The sequence below is a fragment of the Umezawaea beigongshangensis genome (genome assembly GCF_016464305.1).
GTDB lineage: Bacteria > Actinomycetota > Actinomycetes > Mycobacteriales > Pseudonocardiaceae > Umezawaea_A > Umezawaea_A beigongshangensis.
This window is the reverse complement of the sequence record NZ_JAEIOJ010000012.1, coordinates 1-15,726: the sequence shown is the minus strand read 5'-3', so window position 1 is coordinate 15,726 and position 15,726 is coordinate 1. Positions and strand designations below refer to the sequence as shown.

Annotated in this window: 15 protein-coding genes, 1 tRNA gene and 1 pseudogene; 13 read left to right on the top strand and 4 right to left on the bottom strand. The window is 70.6% G+C overall.

What is annotated here, in order from left to right; all coding sequences use genetic code 11:
- Positions 1 to 83 precede the first annotated feature (83 nt).
- Positions 84 to 1,031 (top strand): MSMEG_6728 family protein, encoded by a 948-nt coding sequence (locus tag IMZ35_RS32310; protein ID WP_199443596.1) that lies wholly within the window; start codon positions 84 to 86, stop codon positions 1,029 to 1,031.
- Positions 1,032 to 1,038: 7 nt separating this feature from the next.
- Here IMZ35_RS32310 and IMZ35_RS24785 read toward each other — a convergent pair whose 3' ends face one another.
- Complete coding sequence (locus tag IMZ35_RS24785; protein ID WP_199443595.1) at positions 1,039 to 1,401, bottom strand: STAS domain-containing protein; 363 nt, start codon at positions 1,399 to 1,401, stop codon at positions 1,039 to 1,041.
- A 198-nt stretch (positions 1,402 to 1,599) separates the two neighbouring features.
- Here IMZ35_RS24785 and IMZ35_RS24780 point away from each other — a divergent pair, with 198 nt between their 5' ends.
- Positions 1,600 to 2,133 (top strand): GNAT family N-acetyltransferase, encoded by a 534-nt coding sequence (locus IMZ35_RS24780; RefSeq protein ID WP_199443594.1) that lies wholly within the window; start codon positions 1,600 to 1,602, stop codon positions 2,131 to 2,133.
- A gap of 21 nt (positions 2,134 to 2,154) precedes the next feature.
- On the opposite strand, the gene IMZ35_RS24775 is transcribed toward IMZ35_RS24780, so the two are convergent.
- Positions 2,155 to 2,307: a hypothetical protein gene (locus IMZ35_RS24775; RefSeq protein WP_199443712.1), complete on the bottom strand. Its 153-nt coding sequence runs from the start codon at positions 2,305 to 2,307 to the stop codon at positions 2,155 to 2,157.
- Here IMZ35_RS24775 and IMZ35_RS31920 point away from each other — a divergent pair.
- The 9 genes and pseudogenes from IMZ35_RS31920 to IMZ35_RS24735 form a co-directional block, all read left to right on the top strand.
- Positions 2,251 to 2,545: pseudogene (locus tag IMZ35_RS31920) on the top strand (ATP-binding cassette domain-containing protein); the annotation flags it as partial. The gene IMZ35_RS24775 and the pseudogene IMZ35_RS31920 overlap by 57 nt on opposite strands.
- Before the next feature lie 424 nt (positions 2,546 to 2,969).
- Positions 2,970 to 3,413 carry an ABC transporter permease gene (locus IMZ35_RS31015; RefSeq protein WP_307868730.1) on the top strand — a complete coding sequence of 148 codons (444 nt, stop codon included), beginning with the start codon at positions 2,970 to 2,972 and terminating at the stop codon, positions 3,411 to 3,413.
- 49 nt (positions 3,414 to 3,462) lie between these two features.
- Complete coding sequence (locus tag IMZ35_RS24765; protein ID WP_307868728.1) at positions 3,463 to 4,335, top strand: oxygenase MpaB family protein; 873 nt, start codon at positions 3,463 to 3,465, stop codon at positions 4,333 to 4,335.
- Positions 4,336 to 4,383: 48 nt separating this feature from the next.
- The gene (locus IMZ35_RS24760) at positions 4,384 to 4,962 is read left to right on the top strand and encodes a hypothetical protein (RefSeq protein ID WP_199443593.1); all 579 of its coding nucleotides are present in this window, start codon (positions 4,384 to 4,386) and stop codon (positions 4,960 to 4,962) included.
- Between the two features lie 66 nt (positions 4,963 to 5,028).
- Positions 5,029 to 5,111: transfer RNA gene (locus IMZ35_RS24755), tRNA-Leu, on the top strand.
- Between the two features lie 710 nt (positions 5,112 to 5,821).
- The gene (locus IMZ35_RS31010) at positions 5,822 to 6,328 is read left to right on the top strand and encodes a helix-turn-helix domain-containing protein (RefSeq protein ID WP_307868726.1); all 507 of its coding nucleotides are present in this window, start codon (positions 5,822 to 5,824) and stop codon (positions 6,326 to 6,328) included.
- A 186-nt stretch (positions 6,329 to 6,514) separates the two neighbouring features.
- Positions 6,515 to 6,919 (top strand): integrase core domain-containing protein, encoded by a 405-nt coding sequence (locus IMZ35_RS31005; RefSeq protein ID WP_229373171.1) that lies wholly within the window; start codon positions 6,515 to 6,517, stop codon positions 6,917 to 6,919.
- 125 nt (positions 6,920 to 7,044) lie between these two features.
- Positions 7,045 to 7,584, top strand: coding sequence for an 8-oxoguanine DNA glycosylase OGG fold protein (locus IMZ35_RS24740; RefSeq protein ID WP_368857025.1), 540 nt, complete (start codon positions 7,045 to 7,047; stop codon positions 7,582 to 7,584).
- A complete protein-coding gene (locus IMZ35_RS24735) occupies positions 7,581 to 8,147 on the top strand; it encodes a hypothetical protein (RefSeq protein WP_199443591.1) in 567 nt (188 codons plus the stop codon). The genes IMZ35_RS24740 and IMZ35_RS24735 overlap by 4 nt, the downstream gene beginning before the upstream one ends.
- Before the next feature lie 138 nt (positions 8,148 to 8,285).
- On the opposite strand, the gene IMZ35_RS24730 is transcribed toward IMZ35_RS24735, so the two are convergent.
- Together IMZ35_RS24730 and IMZ35_RS24725 are read right to left on the bottom strand one after the other, a co-directional pair.
- Positions 8,286 to 8,549: a tachylectin-related carbohydrate-binding protein gene (locus IMZ35_RS24730; protein WP_199443590.1), complete on the bottom strand. Its 264-nt coding sequence runs from the start codon at positions 8,547 to 8,549 to the stop codon at positions 8,286 to 8,288.
- A 283-nt stretch (positions 8,550 to 8,832) separates the two neighbouring features.
- Complete coding sequence (locus tag IMZ35_RS24725; RefSeq protein WP_199443589.1) at positions 8,833 to 14,043, bottom strand: NACHT domain-containing protein; 5,211 nt, start codon at positions 14,041 to 14,043, stop codon at positions 8,833 to 8,835.
- Between the two features lie 163 nt (positions 14,044 to 14,206).
- On the opposite strand from IMZ35_RS24725, the gene IMZ35_RS31545 reads away from it, so the two are divergent.
- A complete protein-coding gene (locus IMZ35_RS31545; protein ID WP_267877258.1) occupies positions 14,207 to 14,338 on the top strand; it encodes a hypothetical protein in 132 nt (43 codons plus the stop codon).
- Between the two features lie 150 nt (positions 14,339 to 14,488).
- Positions 14,489 to 15,395, top strand: a protein-coding gene (locus tag IMZ35_RS24720) for an IS5 family transposase (protein ID WP_307868723.1) whose coding sequence is annotated in 2 segments (ribosomal slippage) — positions 14,489 to 14,670 and positions 14,669 to 15,395 — 909 coding nt in all. Because the reading frame shifts where the segments join, the coding sequence is not laid out codon by codon here.
- Positions 15,396 to 15,726 lie beyond the last annotated feature (331 nt).

The window sequence follows — 15,726 nt, the reverse complement described above, 5'->3', positions numbered from 1 at the left end:
ACGAGTGGAGCGTTCGGCGAGCGGGCGCGACCGCGACACGCCCGTGTGGAGTAGAGCCGTCGAGCCGGGGAACCCCCTGCGGCGTGCAGACCTTCCTCCCCCACGCCGACTTCGCCGCGACTGCCGCCGTGCTCGACGACCGCAGGCTCGGCAAGCAGCGAGCGGAGACGCTGCAGATCCTCCGCGCGCTCGTGTGGCCGGAGTACGGCTGGAAGCACCACCCGGCCGTCACGATGTGGCGCGGTTTCACCCGCGCGCTCGTCGGCTACGGCGTGGCGATCTGCCGGGAGTGGACCGCACGGGGGCACGCCGACACGACGCTGGAGTCGCTGCTGGAGTTCAGCGGCAACCAGGTTCCCGACCAGCGCGCACTGGCCGCCGCCGACGCCCTGCCGCCGTGGCTGGGCACCGAGGCCGTGCACCTGTCGCACCGCTCCTCGCTGGTGCGCAAGGACCCGCAGCACTACCGCCGCTTCTTCCCCGACGTGCCGGACGACCTGCCCTACACGTGGCCGCGACCGGCGTTCCCCCACTGGCCGGTGCGGCGCGGGCACCCCGACTCGATGCCGCTGGACGAGGCGAGCGCCCTGCTCGGCGTGGACGAGCTGAGCCCCGACGAGCACGCGGTCCTGGCGGAGGTGCTGGCGGGGCGTTCCGCGCGGCTGAGCTCTCCCGCCGAGCGCGCGGGCCTGGTCGGGCTGCTCGCCGGGCTGTGCACGCCCGGCCGCACGCTGTGGGTCGTCGCGGGCACGCCGGTCGACGTCTCCCCCGCCCCTGCGCACGACCCGCCGCCGCACGCCCCGCCGCCGCACGAGGCACCGGCACCGGCACGGCCGAAGCTCGCCCGCCCGGCCGGACCGCGCGAGCTGGCGGCGACGAGGGACGAGTGGGTGACCGATCCGGAGTTCCTGTTCCGCAGGGCCGGTGCCGACACCGCCGTCGAGGTCCCCGACGTGGGGCTGGTCGTGCTCGACGGCCCGCTCCGCGAGCCGCGGACGCGTGTGCCGGTCCTGCGGCTGCACGAGGGGTGACCGGCGATCAGCCCCGGCCGCGCACGGCGGCGAGCGCGTCCTCGCGCGTCCGGTGCAGGTGCAGGTGGTGCTGAAGACCCACGGCGGTCAGGACGCGCTCGATGCGCGGTGTGACCACCACGTGCAGCGCCGTGTCCGTCGCGGCCGCGCGCTCGCTGGCGACGACCAGCACCCCGATGCCGGCAGAGCTGAAGAACGCGAGGCCGGACAGGTCGGCCACGACGGCGGCGCGGTCCACCGCCGCCAGCAGCGGACGCCGGGCCACGTGCTCGGTGGCCAGGTCGAGCTCGCCGCGCATCGAGACGATCACCACGCCGGACTCGTCGTCGACGGACACCGCCAGGACGGGTGCTGAGGAATCGGGTCGCACGAGGTTCCTCCTCATCGCGGTCGACGGGAACACGCGTCCGGCGCGCGTCGGTCCCTCCGCGCCGCCGTCCGCCTCACGACGCGAGCCCGATCCGACCACAGGTGCCCCGCCCTCCGCACGACGGGTGGCGCCACACCGCCCGACCGGTCGTGCGGAAACGGGGTGTCCGGCGACCCGCCGCACGACGAGGATGGGGTCATGACCGAGGTGCGCACCGCTCACACCGCCGACCTGTCCCCAGCCGCGCTCCAGGCGGTGCGAGCACTGCTCGACGACGTCTTCGAGGGCGACTTCAGCGACGACGACTGGGACCACTCGCTGGGCGGTGTGCACGTCCTGGTGCGAGAGGGTTCCGAACTCGTCGGGCACGGCTCCGTGGTGCAGCGGCGCCTGCTGCACGCCGGACGCGCACTGCGCACCGGGTACGTCGAGGCGATCGGCGTGCACGCGGAGCACCGGGGGCTGGGACACGGCGCGACGGTGATGCGCGAGGTGGAACGCGTGCTGCGCGGCGCCTACGACGTGGGCGCGCTCAGCGCCGCGGAGGAGGCCGAGGGCTTCTACGCGGCGCGGGGCTGGGAGCGGTGGCGCGGACCGTCCGGTGTGATGACCCCGTCGGGCGTGCAGCGCACCCCGGACGACGACGACGGCGTCCACGTCCTGCGACTGGCCGTGCCGCTGGACCTGACGCGCGGCCTGATCTGCGACTGGCGCGACGGCGACGTCTGGTAGCCCCTCGCCGAGCGCGGCCGATCAGCCGGGAACCGGCTCGGCCGCGCGCCGGGCGACGAGGGCCGCGAGACCGTCGAGGTGGAGGTCGACCCCGAAGAAGAAGTCGGCGTCCATCTCGTGCTGACCGGGCGCCGCCTCGGGCTGCTCGGCCTCACCGGTGAAGGCGCCGGACACGACCACCCCGTTCAGCGCGGGGAACCGCCGGGGGTCCTGGACCTGCGGGTCCCGGAGGGATCGGTGTGCGCGCTGCTGGGCCCCAACGGCGCCGGGAAGACCACGATCGTGCGGGACCTGTCCACGCTCACCCGGCCGGACGGGGGCACGGCGGCGCGCGACCGAGCTGCTGGAGCGCTTCGGCCTCGCCGACGCGGCCGACCAGCGGGCGAAGGAGTACTCCGGCGGGATGCGCAGGCGGCTGGACCTGACGATGAGCCTGGTCTCCAGCCCGCGGGTGATCTTCCTCGACGAGGCCGACCGGCTGGCCGACCAGGTCGTCGTGCTCGACCACGGCGTCGTCGTGGCCTCCGGCACCGCCGACGCGCTCAAGGCGCAGGTCGGCGGCGACCGGCTCGACCTGCGCCTCGCCGACCGGGCGGGGCTCGAACGCGCCGCGCACCTGCTGGCGCGCCCCGGCGCGCACGTGGACCACGAGCGCCTGCTCCTCGGCATCCCGTCCGACGGCAGCGCCACCCACCTGCACCGGGTGCTCGACGACCTGCGCGACGCGGGCGTCCGCGTGGCGCGGGTCTCCTCGCACCGTCCGACCCCGGACGACGTGTTCACCGCGCTGACCGGATCGTCGCGCGTCCCCGCCCGGCACGACCGTCGGCCACGTCGTGGCCAGCGTCACCCGCAACGAGCTGTCCACCGCGGTCGTCCTCGCGGCAGCCGTCGCGATGGGCTTCCGCCCCGACGGCAGCCCCGTCGAGCGGCTCGCCGCGATCGGCCTGCTGCTGCTCTACGTGCTCGCCCTGTCGTGGGCGGCCGCGGGACTGGGCGTGATCGCGAGGAGCGTCGAGTCCGCCAGCGGGCTGAGCTTCGTCATGCTGTTCCTGCCCCACCTGAGCAGCGCGTTCGTGCCGACGGAGACCATGCCGTCGTCCCTGCGCCGGATCAGCGAGCACCAGCCCGTCACGCCCGTCGTCGAGACGATCCGCGGACTGCTCACCGGCACGCCCGTGGGCAGCAGCGGACCGCTCGCGCTCGCCTGGCGCAGCGGCCTGTTCCTCCTGGCCCTCGCCGCCGCCGTCGTGCTGTTCCGGCGGCGCACCAGGACCTGAGTCCAGCAGGCGGTGTGCGGCGACGGGCCGCGCACCGCATGCTGGAGGAGTGCTGACCAGAACCACGCTGGACCTCGACGAGATCCGCCGCCGCGTCGGCGCCACCCTGTTCGAACGGGTCGCCGGCCCGCGGGGCGAGGCCAACCGCGCCCGCATCCACGACACCCCCGGACCGCGCTGGTTCGCCCCCGACCGGCCGATCCGCCGCGTGCACGCCGACGCGTCGATGTTCGTCGGCGGGCTGCGCGCGCTGCTGCTGCAATCGCTGCACCCGCTGGCGATGGCGGCCGTCGCCGGGCACTCCGGCTACCGCGCCGACCCGTGGGGCAGGCTCCAGCGCACCAGCACGTTCCTCGCGATGACGACGTTCGGCACCGCCGCCGACGCCCAGCGCGTCGTCGACCACGTGCGCCGCGTCCACGACTCGGTGAGCGGCACCGCGCCCGACGGCCGGGAGTACCGGGCGAGCGACCCGCGACTGCTGGACTGGGTGCACGCCGCCGAGGTCGACAGCTTCCTGCGCTGCCACCAGCGCTACGGCGCGAACCCCCTGACCGAGGACGAGTGCGACGGCTACGTGGCCGACGCCGCCCGCGTCGCCGAGGCGCTCGGTGTGCCCGCCCCGCCCCGCACCAGGGCGGAACTGGCCGCCACGCTCGCCCGCCACCGCCCCGACCTGCGCGGCACCCCGCAGGCGCGCGACGCGGCGAGGTTCCTGCTGCTGAACCCCCCGCTGCCCCTGCTCGCCCGCCCGCCGTACGCGGTACTGGCGTCGACCGCCGTCTCGACGCTGCCCGCGTGGACCCGCCTGCCACTGCGCCTGCCCTACCTGCCCGCCACCGAGGCCACCGCCGTGAGACTGGCCGGACACGGCCTGGTGAGCACCCTGAGGTGGGTCATGACCCCGCGTGCCGCCGCGTAGCGCGGACGGCGGCTGCTTCAAGATCGACTGGTGTGGTTGGCTCGCAGCATGACCGGATCCGATGATCATCCGGACCGTGCGGAGGTCCGACCACGACTCACCGCGACGTGGCAGATCGGTCTGGCGACGCTGGTCGTGGCGGTCGCACTCGCGGTGACGGCCACGTTCGCGACGATCTACACCTACGCCCAGCGAGATCCCGCCGGCGAGCCCTACCGCGTGGTGGCGACGCTGTGGCAGGTGCGGACGATCAGCGGGACGACGCCGTACGTGCCACGCGCGCACGGCGTCCTGGTGGTCGTCGCCGCAGCACTGCTCCTGGCGTCCCTGCTCCCCCTCCTGGCGTCGTCCGGCGCGACGTCGACCCGGGCGAAAGCGGCCGCCAGATCCCTCACCCTGGCCGCGAGCGCCTTCCTGTGCGGCACGGTGTGGATCGTCGACCGCCACACCGCGACCCTGGACGAGCGCTACACGTCGTTGGACACGGGCGTCCTGTTCACCCAGGGCAGCGGCCTGGAGGCTCTCCGGACGGCAGCGCTGGCGGCCGTGGTGGGCGGCGTCCTGGTCCTGCCCCGCGCGCGTCGCCGCACGTCAGAAGAACCCCGTCTCCCCCAGCCCGTCCCCTGACCAGGACCCGGATGCCGGGGTGTCCGGGGTGGTGGGCTAGGCTGTGAGAACCACGGCGAGAGCCGAGTCCGGGTGGCGGAATGGCAGACGCGCTAGCTTGAGGTGCTAGTCCCCGAAAGGGGGTGGGGGTTCAAGTCCCCCCTCGGACACGCACCACAACCCCAACTGTGCGGGTCGAGACTTTTCTCGACCCGCACAGTTCGTTTTCCGGGGTGGTAGGTCGCCGGCAACCGCAGCTGCCGGTACACCTCCGCCTCGTCGTCGGGATCGGCGTTGCCGAGCACCTGGCGCACGTCGCCCAGCGCCGCGACCATCGTGGCGATCTGCTCCCGCCCGACAGCGGCCTGCGACCACGACAGCGCCTCCGCCCGGCGTGCCGACACCTCGGCGGTCCACCGCGCCACCAACTGCGGATCGGTGCCGGCCTCCAACGCCGCTCGGTGCCGTTCCAGCTTCTGATCGCACTCCGCCACGACCCGCCACGCGTCCAGCGTCGCCGGATCTTCCTCCAGGTCGGGTTGCGAGCGGTAGAGCGCGTCCACAGCGTCGGACAACCGGTGCGGCGCGAACACCAGCGCCAGCCAGTCGTCCAGAGGACCGAGCAGGTCCCGCTCGGCCAGGTAGACGTTGCGCGGGTGTTCGACCTTGTTGACCAGCCCGTACTCCTGGGCGAAACGGCACCGGCAGTACAGGCCCTTCCCGCTGAACTGCCCCTGCATCCGCCGCCCGCACAACCCTGTGCCTGCCGATAACTCCATCCACGCAGGTCAGAAGCGAGCTCAGGACACGGGCTCGGGATAGCCCGCAAGGATGCTTGTGTTCCACGGGCTCGTCAGGTGACGCAGCATGATGACCGGCTGTGCTGCTCCAACTGGCCCACCTGAGCGTCACCAACGCCTTTGCGCTGCTGCGCCTGTTGCCCATGACCGGCCGGGACAAAGACACGGACATCCTGGCACTACGGCACCAGATTACGATCCTAGAACGCCAACCGGGCAAGGACCGCCCTCGGTTCTCCCCCGCCGACCGAGCGTTCCTCGCGGCGCTGCCGCACCGACTCCCGACCGCCACGCTTCATCGGCCTCGGCCACTGCTCCGTCCGGAGACGGTGCCGCGGTGGCACCGCGACCTCATCGCACGCCGCCACACGCCCAGATTCCGCCCCAAGCGGCCCGGCCATCCACCGACCATCCGCTCGATCCGACTCCTGGTGCTGCGCCTGACACGGGAGAACCCCACCTGGGGCTACCGCCGCATCCGCGGAGAACTCCTCGTGCTCGGCATCACGGTCGCAGCCTCCACCGTCTGGCACATCCTCCAGGACGTCGGGATCGACCCTGCTCCCGAGCGCACCTCGACGACCTGATCGACCTTCCTCCGCTCGCAAGCCGACGCTCTACCGGCCTGCGACTTCTTCGAGACCACCACCCCGAGCGGCACCCGCCTGTAGGAGCTCGCGGCCGTCGAACACACCAGCCGCCGAATCAGAGTCCTCGGCGCCACCGCACACCCCACCGCCCCCTGGACCACCCAAGCCGCCAGAAACCTCGTCATGGACCTCGACGACATCGGCAGCACCGCCCAGTTCCTGATCTGCGACCAAGACGGCAAGCTCCCCGCCCTGTTCGACTCCGCCCTCGCCGACGCGGGCACCCAGGTCGCCTTCAGCGGAGTCCGCCTCCCGCGCATGAACGCGATCATGGAACGGTGGATCCGCAGCTGCCGCCACGAACTCCTCGACCGCACCCTCATCTGGAACCAGCGGCACCTACTCCACGCACTACGTCAGTACGAGCAGTTCTACAACACCCACCGACCCCACCAAGGCATCAACAACGCACGACCACTACGCGCCTCGCCATCAGCCCTCACCGACCGAGCGGCCGCTGCCCGCCTCCGCATCCGCCAACGACAACGACTGGGCGGCATCCTCAACCAGTGCCACCGCGCCGCCTGACCTGCCGATGACCAATCTGACGACGGTGGTGTTGCCGCTCTGGGCGGCGCCCTCCCGTCCTTATCGGGCGAGCCTCAGCGACCACGCGATCGCCATCCCGGAGCAGTGGTGGCGCGAGGCAGTGAGTGCCCGCAGGCTGCCCCGGTACACCGCCGGTCGGGCCGACGCTCACCCGCGCCCAGGGGTGGGCTCCGGCCGATGACGTGTTCACGTTGCTGTGGCGGGTGCTGGCATGGGGTTCGGGCAACCACCTTCGACAGAACGCCCGCAGGCTGGACAGCATCGCCGCCGACGTGCCGCGCGCCGAGAAACTCCTGGCCGAGGCAGCGGACAGGTCACGACATGACCCCACCGGCGCGTACGCAACGCTGTGGCCGGACAACCGCAGCGCGATCCGGTTCTTGGGTCCGTCGTTCTTCACGAAGTTCCTCTACTTCGCGGGAGGCGGCGCTCCAGGACATCCGTGCCTGATCCTGGACCGGGTCGTGGCCACCGCGCTGCGCGATGACTGCGGCTGGACCTCTCTGAACCCCGCGGGTTCGTGGACGGCGCAGACCTACCAGCGCTATTGCGACCTGCTGACCCGCTGGACCGGGGAGCACCACTGCGTACCCGACGAACTGGAACTCCGCCTCTTCACCGGCACGCCAAAGGACCACCTGTGATCATCACCTGTCCGAAGTGCTTCAGCGCCGACGACGTGCTGCCTCCCCGCAGGCTGCCTGACGGCCTGCTGCAGTACCGCTGTATCAACCGGCAAGCACACGACGAGAGTGAGTGGCTCACCACGAGCAAGGCGCTCCAACCGCCGAGCGAGGTGCGAGAAGGAGTGACCGACGACCTGCTCGAACCGCTCGAGCACTGCGTCAGTCCTGACGACCCCTTCCTGGAGTACGGAATCGTCGAGCACCGCCTGCGCACACGTTTCCCCGACCTGTTCGCCGCGCACGTCGCCGAGCAGGGACACTCTATGTTCGGCTCCCGCGCCTACACCGCCTCCAGCGTCCGCTTCGGCGTCGCCCTCAGCCGACTGGAACGCACCGGCACCCTGGTCAGCCAGTACGGGCCGACGACAGGCGCCTGGCGCTACAACGGCCAGGTCACCTACTGGACCAGGGCAGTGCCGTCGATCCAGCGCCGCAAGACCTGGGCCGAGTACTGCGCCGAGATCGGCCGCTCCCCCGAGTGGACCGACGACGACCGACACGGCCTGACCATCCCCGAGTGAGCCGTCCCAGACGAAGACACAGGTCGAAGAGGGGAGCCAGCCGCATGGAGCCGTGCTCGTGAGGCGTTCACCAGTCCCGGCTCGGGTCAGAGCCGACATCCACCTCGGACTGATGCAACTGGCCTGCGCACTGATCTGCTACCGCAAGCTACCCACCTCATTATGAAACGAGCTGTAAGACGATCGGCATGGCAGCGATCTGGAGCGCGCACGGCTCGTCGCCGCGACGTCGAACGTGGTGCCGTTCCAGCGGAACCTGCGCAACTCGCCGTTGCCCATGATGTTGTAGACGAGGCCGTCCGGCCCGGCCAGCACCCGCCCGGTCCAGCCCACGGCGATGCGCTTCTCCGGAGTCCAGTTCGCACTGCCCGTGATCGGATCGTCGTGAAAGTACTGCCGCACATCACCACCGCCTATGCGAGCGGCGATCGGCACCGTGGCGGTGCAACGGCAACGACTGGGCGGCATCCTCAACGAGTACCACCACGCCGCCTGACCTGCACGGACGACATTTTCGGCAAGCACAGCGTTCGTCAAAGTTCTCTTCGAAGAAGTTGCGCAGGTCGGTGATCACTCGGTTCAGTGGATCCCTCTCACACATCCTCTCCGACCCGTTGGCGGAGCACCTCAGCCCTCGACACACAGACATCTGGTGGCGTCAACGGCTATCCGAGCGGTAGAGCGCTCAGATAGGATCCACTTCGGACTCACTGCGGGCATGGTGCCGAACCGGGCCAGTCAAGGCGCCCAACAACTCCTGGGCCTCGGCACGGCAAAGGTCACTCCACCGGGCCAGATCCCGTGCGGCGCGAACCCGGACGTGCGCGGGAACGGCGCTGTCGTGCGCTATCTCGCGTGCGACAACCGCGACGACTTCCCGGTAGTCGCGGCGCAACTCCGCCATCGCCTCAGCGCAGCGGATCCGCACCACCGGCCCCAGCGCGCGGTCCTCGGCCATGGCACGCAACCCGAGCACACCCTCGGTGGATTTGAACGAGCCGATCGCTTCGAGCACCAGCTTGCGGTGCAAGGGTGGCCCAGCGTCCTTGAGCCCACGCAGGACTTGAACGACCTCAACCCGGAGATCCGGCCGGGACCGACCCAGGACACGGGCCGCGTTGGCCCGCGCGGTCACCGACAGAGAGGAGCCGTCGACGATCGTCTGTAGCGCGTGCGCCGCCAACTCGCGGCCACGGACACCAAAGTCGGTCAAGGCTTCGGCCGCACGCCACCGCAGTGCAGGCCGGCAGGTGGCGTCGATCGCGATGGCGTTGAGCACACGCGCCGCAGCGGCCCGGTCTGCCACGTCGTGGTCGAGGAGCAGCTTCGCAGCCGTCCACCGGATCGCGGGCTCGGCTCGCTCGTCGTTCAGGATCGCTCGAACTGCGTCGAGCCCGTCCGTCCGCCGCAGCACGTACCTGATGTGCACCCGTGCCAGGGTCGACGTCCGCTCGTCCTGAGCCAGAGTTCGCCAGTGGTCGATCACCGACCGGCCGGGATCAGCGAGGAATTCGGCGAGGAGCCTGGCTGCTGTGAGGCGCTCGCGCCACGGGCAGGCTTCGTCCTTAAGGATGTCTTGGGCGTCGGCCAGCACCCGACCGCGCCACACCCCGCCCAACTCAGCCAATTCCCGGCGGGCTTTAAGCGCCGCGCACCGGCCGCGGCTCAGCTCGTCCAGCAGACCGGCGGCCTCCGAGGTGAACTGGTGCGACAGCCTGCTAAGCGTCGCGGCAGCGGCGACCCGTTCGGCAGGTCGCGATTCGGGGGCCGTGAGCACGTCCCGAACCGCCTGTTCCGCTTCCGGCGCAAGAGGATGGTGCCCCCACATGTTGGTGTTGGGGACTCGTCGCCCGATCGGGATCGTGCGGTCGGCGAGCAACGACCGTTCGAGGTCCGACCGTGCCGCGCCGGACAGCCGATCGACCAGTCGGGTGCGCACGAGATGGCCCGCGGCGGGATCATGCACTACCGCGAGGGCCAACCGGAAGACCTCCGCAGGCCGTATCGAGGTGACGTACTTGAGCCAGTACACGGCGGTCCGCTGTTCCGCGGGCATCAACTCCGAGTCCGTGGCCAACCGCCGCAGCGTGTCAACCGCCACCCGCCCGAGCGAAGGGTCCAGTTTCACGAGTTGACAGGCGGCCTCGCAACGGTGGTCGATCAGATCGCGCTCGTCGTTTAGCACCGCCAAGTGGACGGCGACCGCAGTGTCGACGGTATCCGGGTCGAAGCGGGTCACCTCCAGCATCACGTCGGTGCGCCACATGAACTTCAAGTACTCGTCCGCGGCTTGTCGTCTGAGTTCCCGCAGCGCCTCTCCCACCAGGTCGGGACGCAGTTGGGCGAGCGTCGAAGCGGCTTGTTCGCGAGTCCCCCGTTCAGCGGCGGAGTCCTCCACTAGCGACCGGATTCCCGGAGCCGGGTCGGCTCCGAGGACCGCTAGGGCACACAGCCAACTCGCCCACAGACGCGGATATTCGGCGCTGATTCGCAGTATCACGGCGGTGGCCTCCGAGAGGTGCCGCGGATCGGCACGCGCCAGGGTCATGCTCACCTGTCCGCGAACACGCCAGTTCTCCGATTCGTCGACCATGATGGTATGCAGGGCGGCCAACACATCGGGGTCATCGCCGTGACCCAGCGCGTTCATCGCTTCGGCCGCCTGCCAGACGTGCTCGGCGAGCGACTGCGGGCACACCGCGACGTCGCGCAAGACCAAGGCCAGCTCGGACCGTAGAGCTGCCCCCACCTTGACGAAGTTCCGGACTGCCAACCTGAGCTTGGTCCTGGGCACCGCACCAGAGCTGATTAGATCGACCATCCCGTCGATGGCGGTGCGGTGGAACGGCCGCCCGAGATTGACGAGGCTTTGAGCCGCGTGCATCCGAAAGGCGGAGGTGTGCGAGGGCTCGGCGAGCACCTCGCCGAGCACACCCGCGGCGATATGGGGAACGTCAGTGTCCGTCCGGTAGTACAGCGTGTGCGAGCCGCGTGGATCGTGGTCGCACCCCATCAGGTTGAGCAGAGCGGCCAGTGCCCGACACCGCAATTCGGCACCCATGGTCGCGAGCTGTCGCCAAGCGCTGACGCGGACCGCGCGGTCGAACGGTCCCGAAGCGATCTCCAGCAGGTGCCCGCGCACCTCGGGGTGGAAATCCGGTCCCAACCGCGCAAGTTCGTCCGCGGTTCGGTAACGGCATTCCGGATCTATGCCGCGATCTTCCAGATCAGCGCGGAGCGCCGCCACCGCTGGGATCCGGTGGGGGTCGCCCAGGTCGGCCAGCCGCCCCAGCGCGGCTGGGCGGTCGTAGGTGCCCGTCCGCGGATGTGAGGCCACACGGTGAAGTGCGCGGGCGGCTTCAGCGTGGTGGGCAGGTCCGAGATCCGCGAGTGTCCGCGCCGTCCACAGGAGCGTGTTGGCACTGACCGTGTGATCGGCCAACACGGAACATAGGAGGTCTGCGGCAGGCTGCTGGAACTCCCCACCCAACCGGTTGAGGGAGGACGCGTAGTTCCAGCGGTCGTGGACTTCGACACCGGGCTCGGCGGCGATCGCCAAGAGCAGCTCGCCCGCCGCGACGCGGTGCTGCGGTCCCAGTTCGGCGAGCACTTCAGCGGCGTCGGCGCGTTCAACGTGGTCGAGCTGCGGGTTGGTCACGAACCCGGTGAGCGCGGTGATTGCCTCGGCCGACCGTGAACTCCCCAGCGAGGCCAGCCCGAGCGCCGTGTCCCGGAGGCTCACCGAACCACCCCGACGTCGTAATAGGGTGTGGAAGACATCGGCACAGCGTTCGTGGAACTCGACGCCGATCTCGACCAGACCAGTAGCGGCTTCCATCAGGTCGTGGTCGGGTGTGCACGGGTCGTCCAGGAACCGCGTCAACGCCTCCACCGCGTGGACGCGGGCAGTCCCGCCGAAGCCCGCCAGCACCACCGCGGCCGTCCGGCAGCTCGATGCGGTGGCCAGTGGGTTCGCCAGCACCGAACGCAGACCGCGGTCCGCAGCCTCCCGGTCAGCGCTGCCGCACTCCGCCAGTGCCTCGGCTGCCGCGAGCCGGTGGTCCACCGTTGTCGCCTCGTCGTCCACGGTGGCATGCAGCTCCGCGACGGCGTCGGCCAGGTACGCCCCTCGCAGCCGGGTAGCCAGCGCGGTGGCCGCTTCCACCCGCGACTGCCACGGAGCCTGCTTGTCCCTCATCAGGTCCGCGAGCCACCTGTGCAGGCCAGGGTGGTGCGCAGCGCGGCTGGTCTGGCTCAGGATCTCGCGGCCGGGGTACTGGGTGGTCATCGCCCACGCCCGCACAGTCGTGAGGAACTCGTCCACGGCCTCGGCGCCTGCGGGCAGGTGCCGGGCCAGCAAGCGTGCGGCAAGCAGGTGGTGACATGTGTGCAGCCACCGCAGCTGCCGGTCCGCTTCGGCTGGGTGCAGGCGGGTGTGGTGGAGCAGCACCGCTCGGGCGCGCCGCCCGCGCTCGTCCGGCTGGGCCGCGTGCACCAGGCGGACGAAGTCCTCGTGTTCCGGATCGAACCGTTCCGGCAGCAGGCGGGCCATGGCGGTCGCGGCCAGGTGTTCGGCGAAGCTGTGGTGCAGGAACCGCAGGTCGGAGCCGTGCCGGGTGAACGGGCCCACTGCGGTCAGGTAGGCGATCAGCTCCTCGCCAGTGGCGCCGGTCCAGGTGACCGCGGCGGCGAGCAGGGACGTGTCGGTCTCCAGTTGCGTTCGCCCCAGGTGTTCCAGCAGGGCCTCGCGCGACTGGTCGAGCGGGTTCGGCGCGATTTGGTGGCCGCAGCGCAGGTACTTCAGATAGGCCTCGTACAGCTCGTACTGGTTGTCAGGCAGCGGCCGGTCGTCGTGCTGCTCGAAGATGATCGCCGCGATGGTGGCCAGCAGGGGCACCCGCACCAACTCGTCCAAGTGGGCCGTGCGAATCTGCCGGATGAACCGGCCCGCATCATCGCCGTCGTCGAACCAGTTGTCCGCGAAGCGCCGCAGCGCCTCGTCGTCGAACGGCTGCAACTCGTACCGGGCGGCCCCGATCCGTTGCAGCGGCGCCAATGCCGCGCCTTCGATGGGTCTCGTGGTGAGCACGACGCGATACGGCGAGTCGGCTGACGTCCAAGCGGCGAGCACGGTGATAAGACGGTCGCGTTCGGCGCTGTCGGCCACCTCGTCCAAGCCGTCCACCAGCAGCAGCCAGCGGCAGCCGACGACGCGCTCGGCCAGGGTCCGCTCCTCCACCGCAGACAGCAGGAGCGCGCCATACTCGACGGCCACGGCGGCTGCCAGTGCTTGGGGGAACGGCAAGTCGAGCCGGGAGGCCAGTTCGCGTGCGGTGAGGCGCAGTGGCACGACCGGTTCGGCGAGCGGGGTGACGGCGGGCGAGGTCCACCGGGTGGCGACGTCCGCGGCGAGCCGCAACGACAGCGTCGACTTGCCCTGCCCTGGTCCGGCAGTGACGAGCAGGTGTTCGTTGGCGTCCAACGCTTCTCGCACGGTTCGTGACGGCGGGCGCACCGCCTGCCGGACTACTGGAGGGCTGGGAAGGTCCACCGGTTGCCCGTGGCTATCCAGCACGGGGGTGGGCCGGAGGTGTTCGAAGGGTGGTTTCTCACCACCGCTGCCCAGATCCTGCCGTACGTAGACTGTTTCCAATGACGGCCTACGCGCGCCCGGCAGCCGGTAGGGCAGTTCCTGCGCGGCTTGGACCTGGGCACGGAGCAACGATCGAACCCGCTCGGGCAGAACGGGGAGCTCCGTCCACTCGGTCAGCGGCGGATAGACGGTCGTGACTTCGACCGAGGTGGCGTAGAGGTGCACGTCGCCGTGAATGGCGCCTACTTGGACGGCGTGGCCGGAGACGTCTCCGCTTAAGTGGTTCTCGGTTGACGACTCCACCTGCCCCCCTGCCCGTTGGTAGGAAGCATAGTCTCACGGGCAGGCGCCGCACCACCGACCTACGCCCATTGATTGATCCTGCGGGAAATCTGCACATCAGCCGGTTCTGGAGGGGCCAGTCGAAGATTCCTGAGGGGCAGGGGTTCAGCCGCACGATCGGCGAGTGTTCACAGATCTGAGGGACGGCGTGTCGCAGTTGCGCATTCGCTTCATCGACGCGGAAATCGTACGGACGCGATTGAAGCTAGAGATCGACCTGATGTGGGAAGTCGTCAGCAGCGCCCAGGTGAACTGAAACCGCAGAAGTGTGGTCAAATAAGCAGCACGTATGGCCTAGCGCGTGTTTCAAAGGTGAGGTGATCGGCGGCGTGTCGGCGGCCGGAACGTGGCGAGGTCTCCGGTAAGTGGGTCAGCGACCAAGCAAACCTGCAGTACCGGAGACCTCGTGGCCAGCGTAGCGGCAGCGGGGAGGGCCGACCTGACCGACGCGCAGTGGGATGTGTTGCGACCGTTGCTGCCCGTGGGTGCCAGGCCGGGTCGTCCGCCGAAGTGGAGCAAGCGGCAGTTGATCGACGGCATCCGGTGGCGGGTGCGGGTCTGCACCCCGTGGCGTGACGTCCCCCGACTACGGACCCCGGCAGACCGTCTACGGGTTGTTCCGCCGCTGGCAGTGGACCGGGATCTGGCAGCAGGTCCTAACCGTGTTGCAGGCCCGCGCCGACGCCGCCGGGTCGATCGTGTGGGACGTCAGCGTGGATTCCACGATCATGCGGGCGCACCAGCATGCCGCCGGCGCGCGAAAAGAGGGGGATCTGCAGGTCGAACCGCCCGACACCGCCGCGGGCGGGACCGAGCCGGACGATCACGGGTTGGGGCGGTCGCGGGGCGGGTGGACCAGCAAGCTGCACCTGGCCTGCGAGCAGGGCCGCCGTCCGTTGTCGCTGCTGCTCACCGCCGGACAGCGGGGTGACAGCCCGCAGTTCGCGCCGGTGATCGAGCGGATCTCGGTGCCGCGCCTCGGTCCCGGCCGCGCCAGGACCCGGCCGGACCGGGTCCTGGCGGACAAGGCCTGCAGCTCCCAGGCCAACCGCGCCTACCTGCGACACCGCGGGATCAAGGCGACCATCGACCAACCCCGCGACCAAGCCGCCCACCGCAAGGCCACAGGCTCCACAGGCGGGCGGCCACCCACGATCGACCGGCAGGTCTACACACAGCGCCATGCCGTCGAGTGCGGCATCAACCTGCTCAAACAACACCGCGCGGTGGCCACCCGCTACGACAAGCTCGCCGTCCGCTACCAGGCCACCATCGACATCGCCGCCATCAACATCTGGCTACGCCACATCTGAAACACGGCCTAGCGCTGGGTCGCCGGACGATCCCCGCGTGCGCGGGGACGAGCGGCGCCCATCTCAATTTCGCTCGACTCTGCTCGTCCCCGTGTACGCGGGGGTCTTCCCGCGAGCAGCTCGGCCTCGTCCCCGCGTACGCGGGGTGGGCCTTGCCCAAGATGGAGGACACGACGTCACGGCTCGACCTGGTGGTATACCAGGAGAGGTGTGGGGGGGGGGGGGGGGGGGGGGGGGGGGGGGGGCCCCCCCCCCCCCCCCCCCCCACGCGCGGAGAGAGAAGACGCGGGGGGAGACGAAAGCGGGGGGGGGGCGGGGCGGGGCGGGCGGG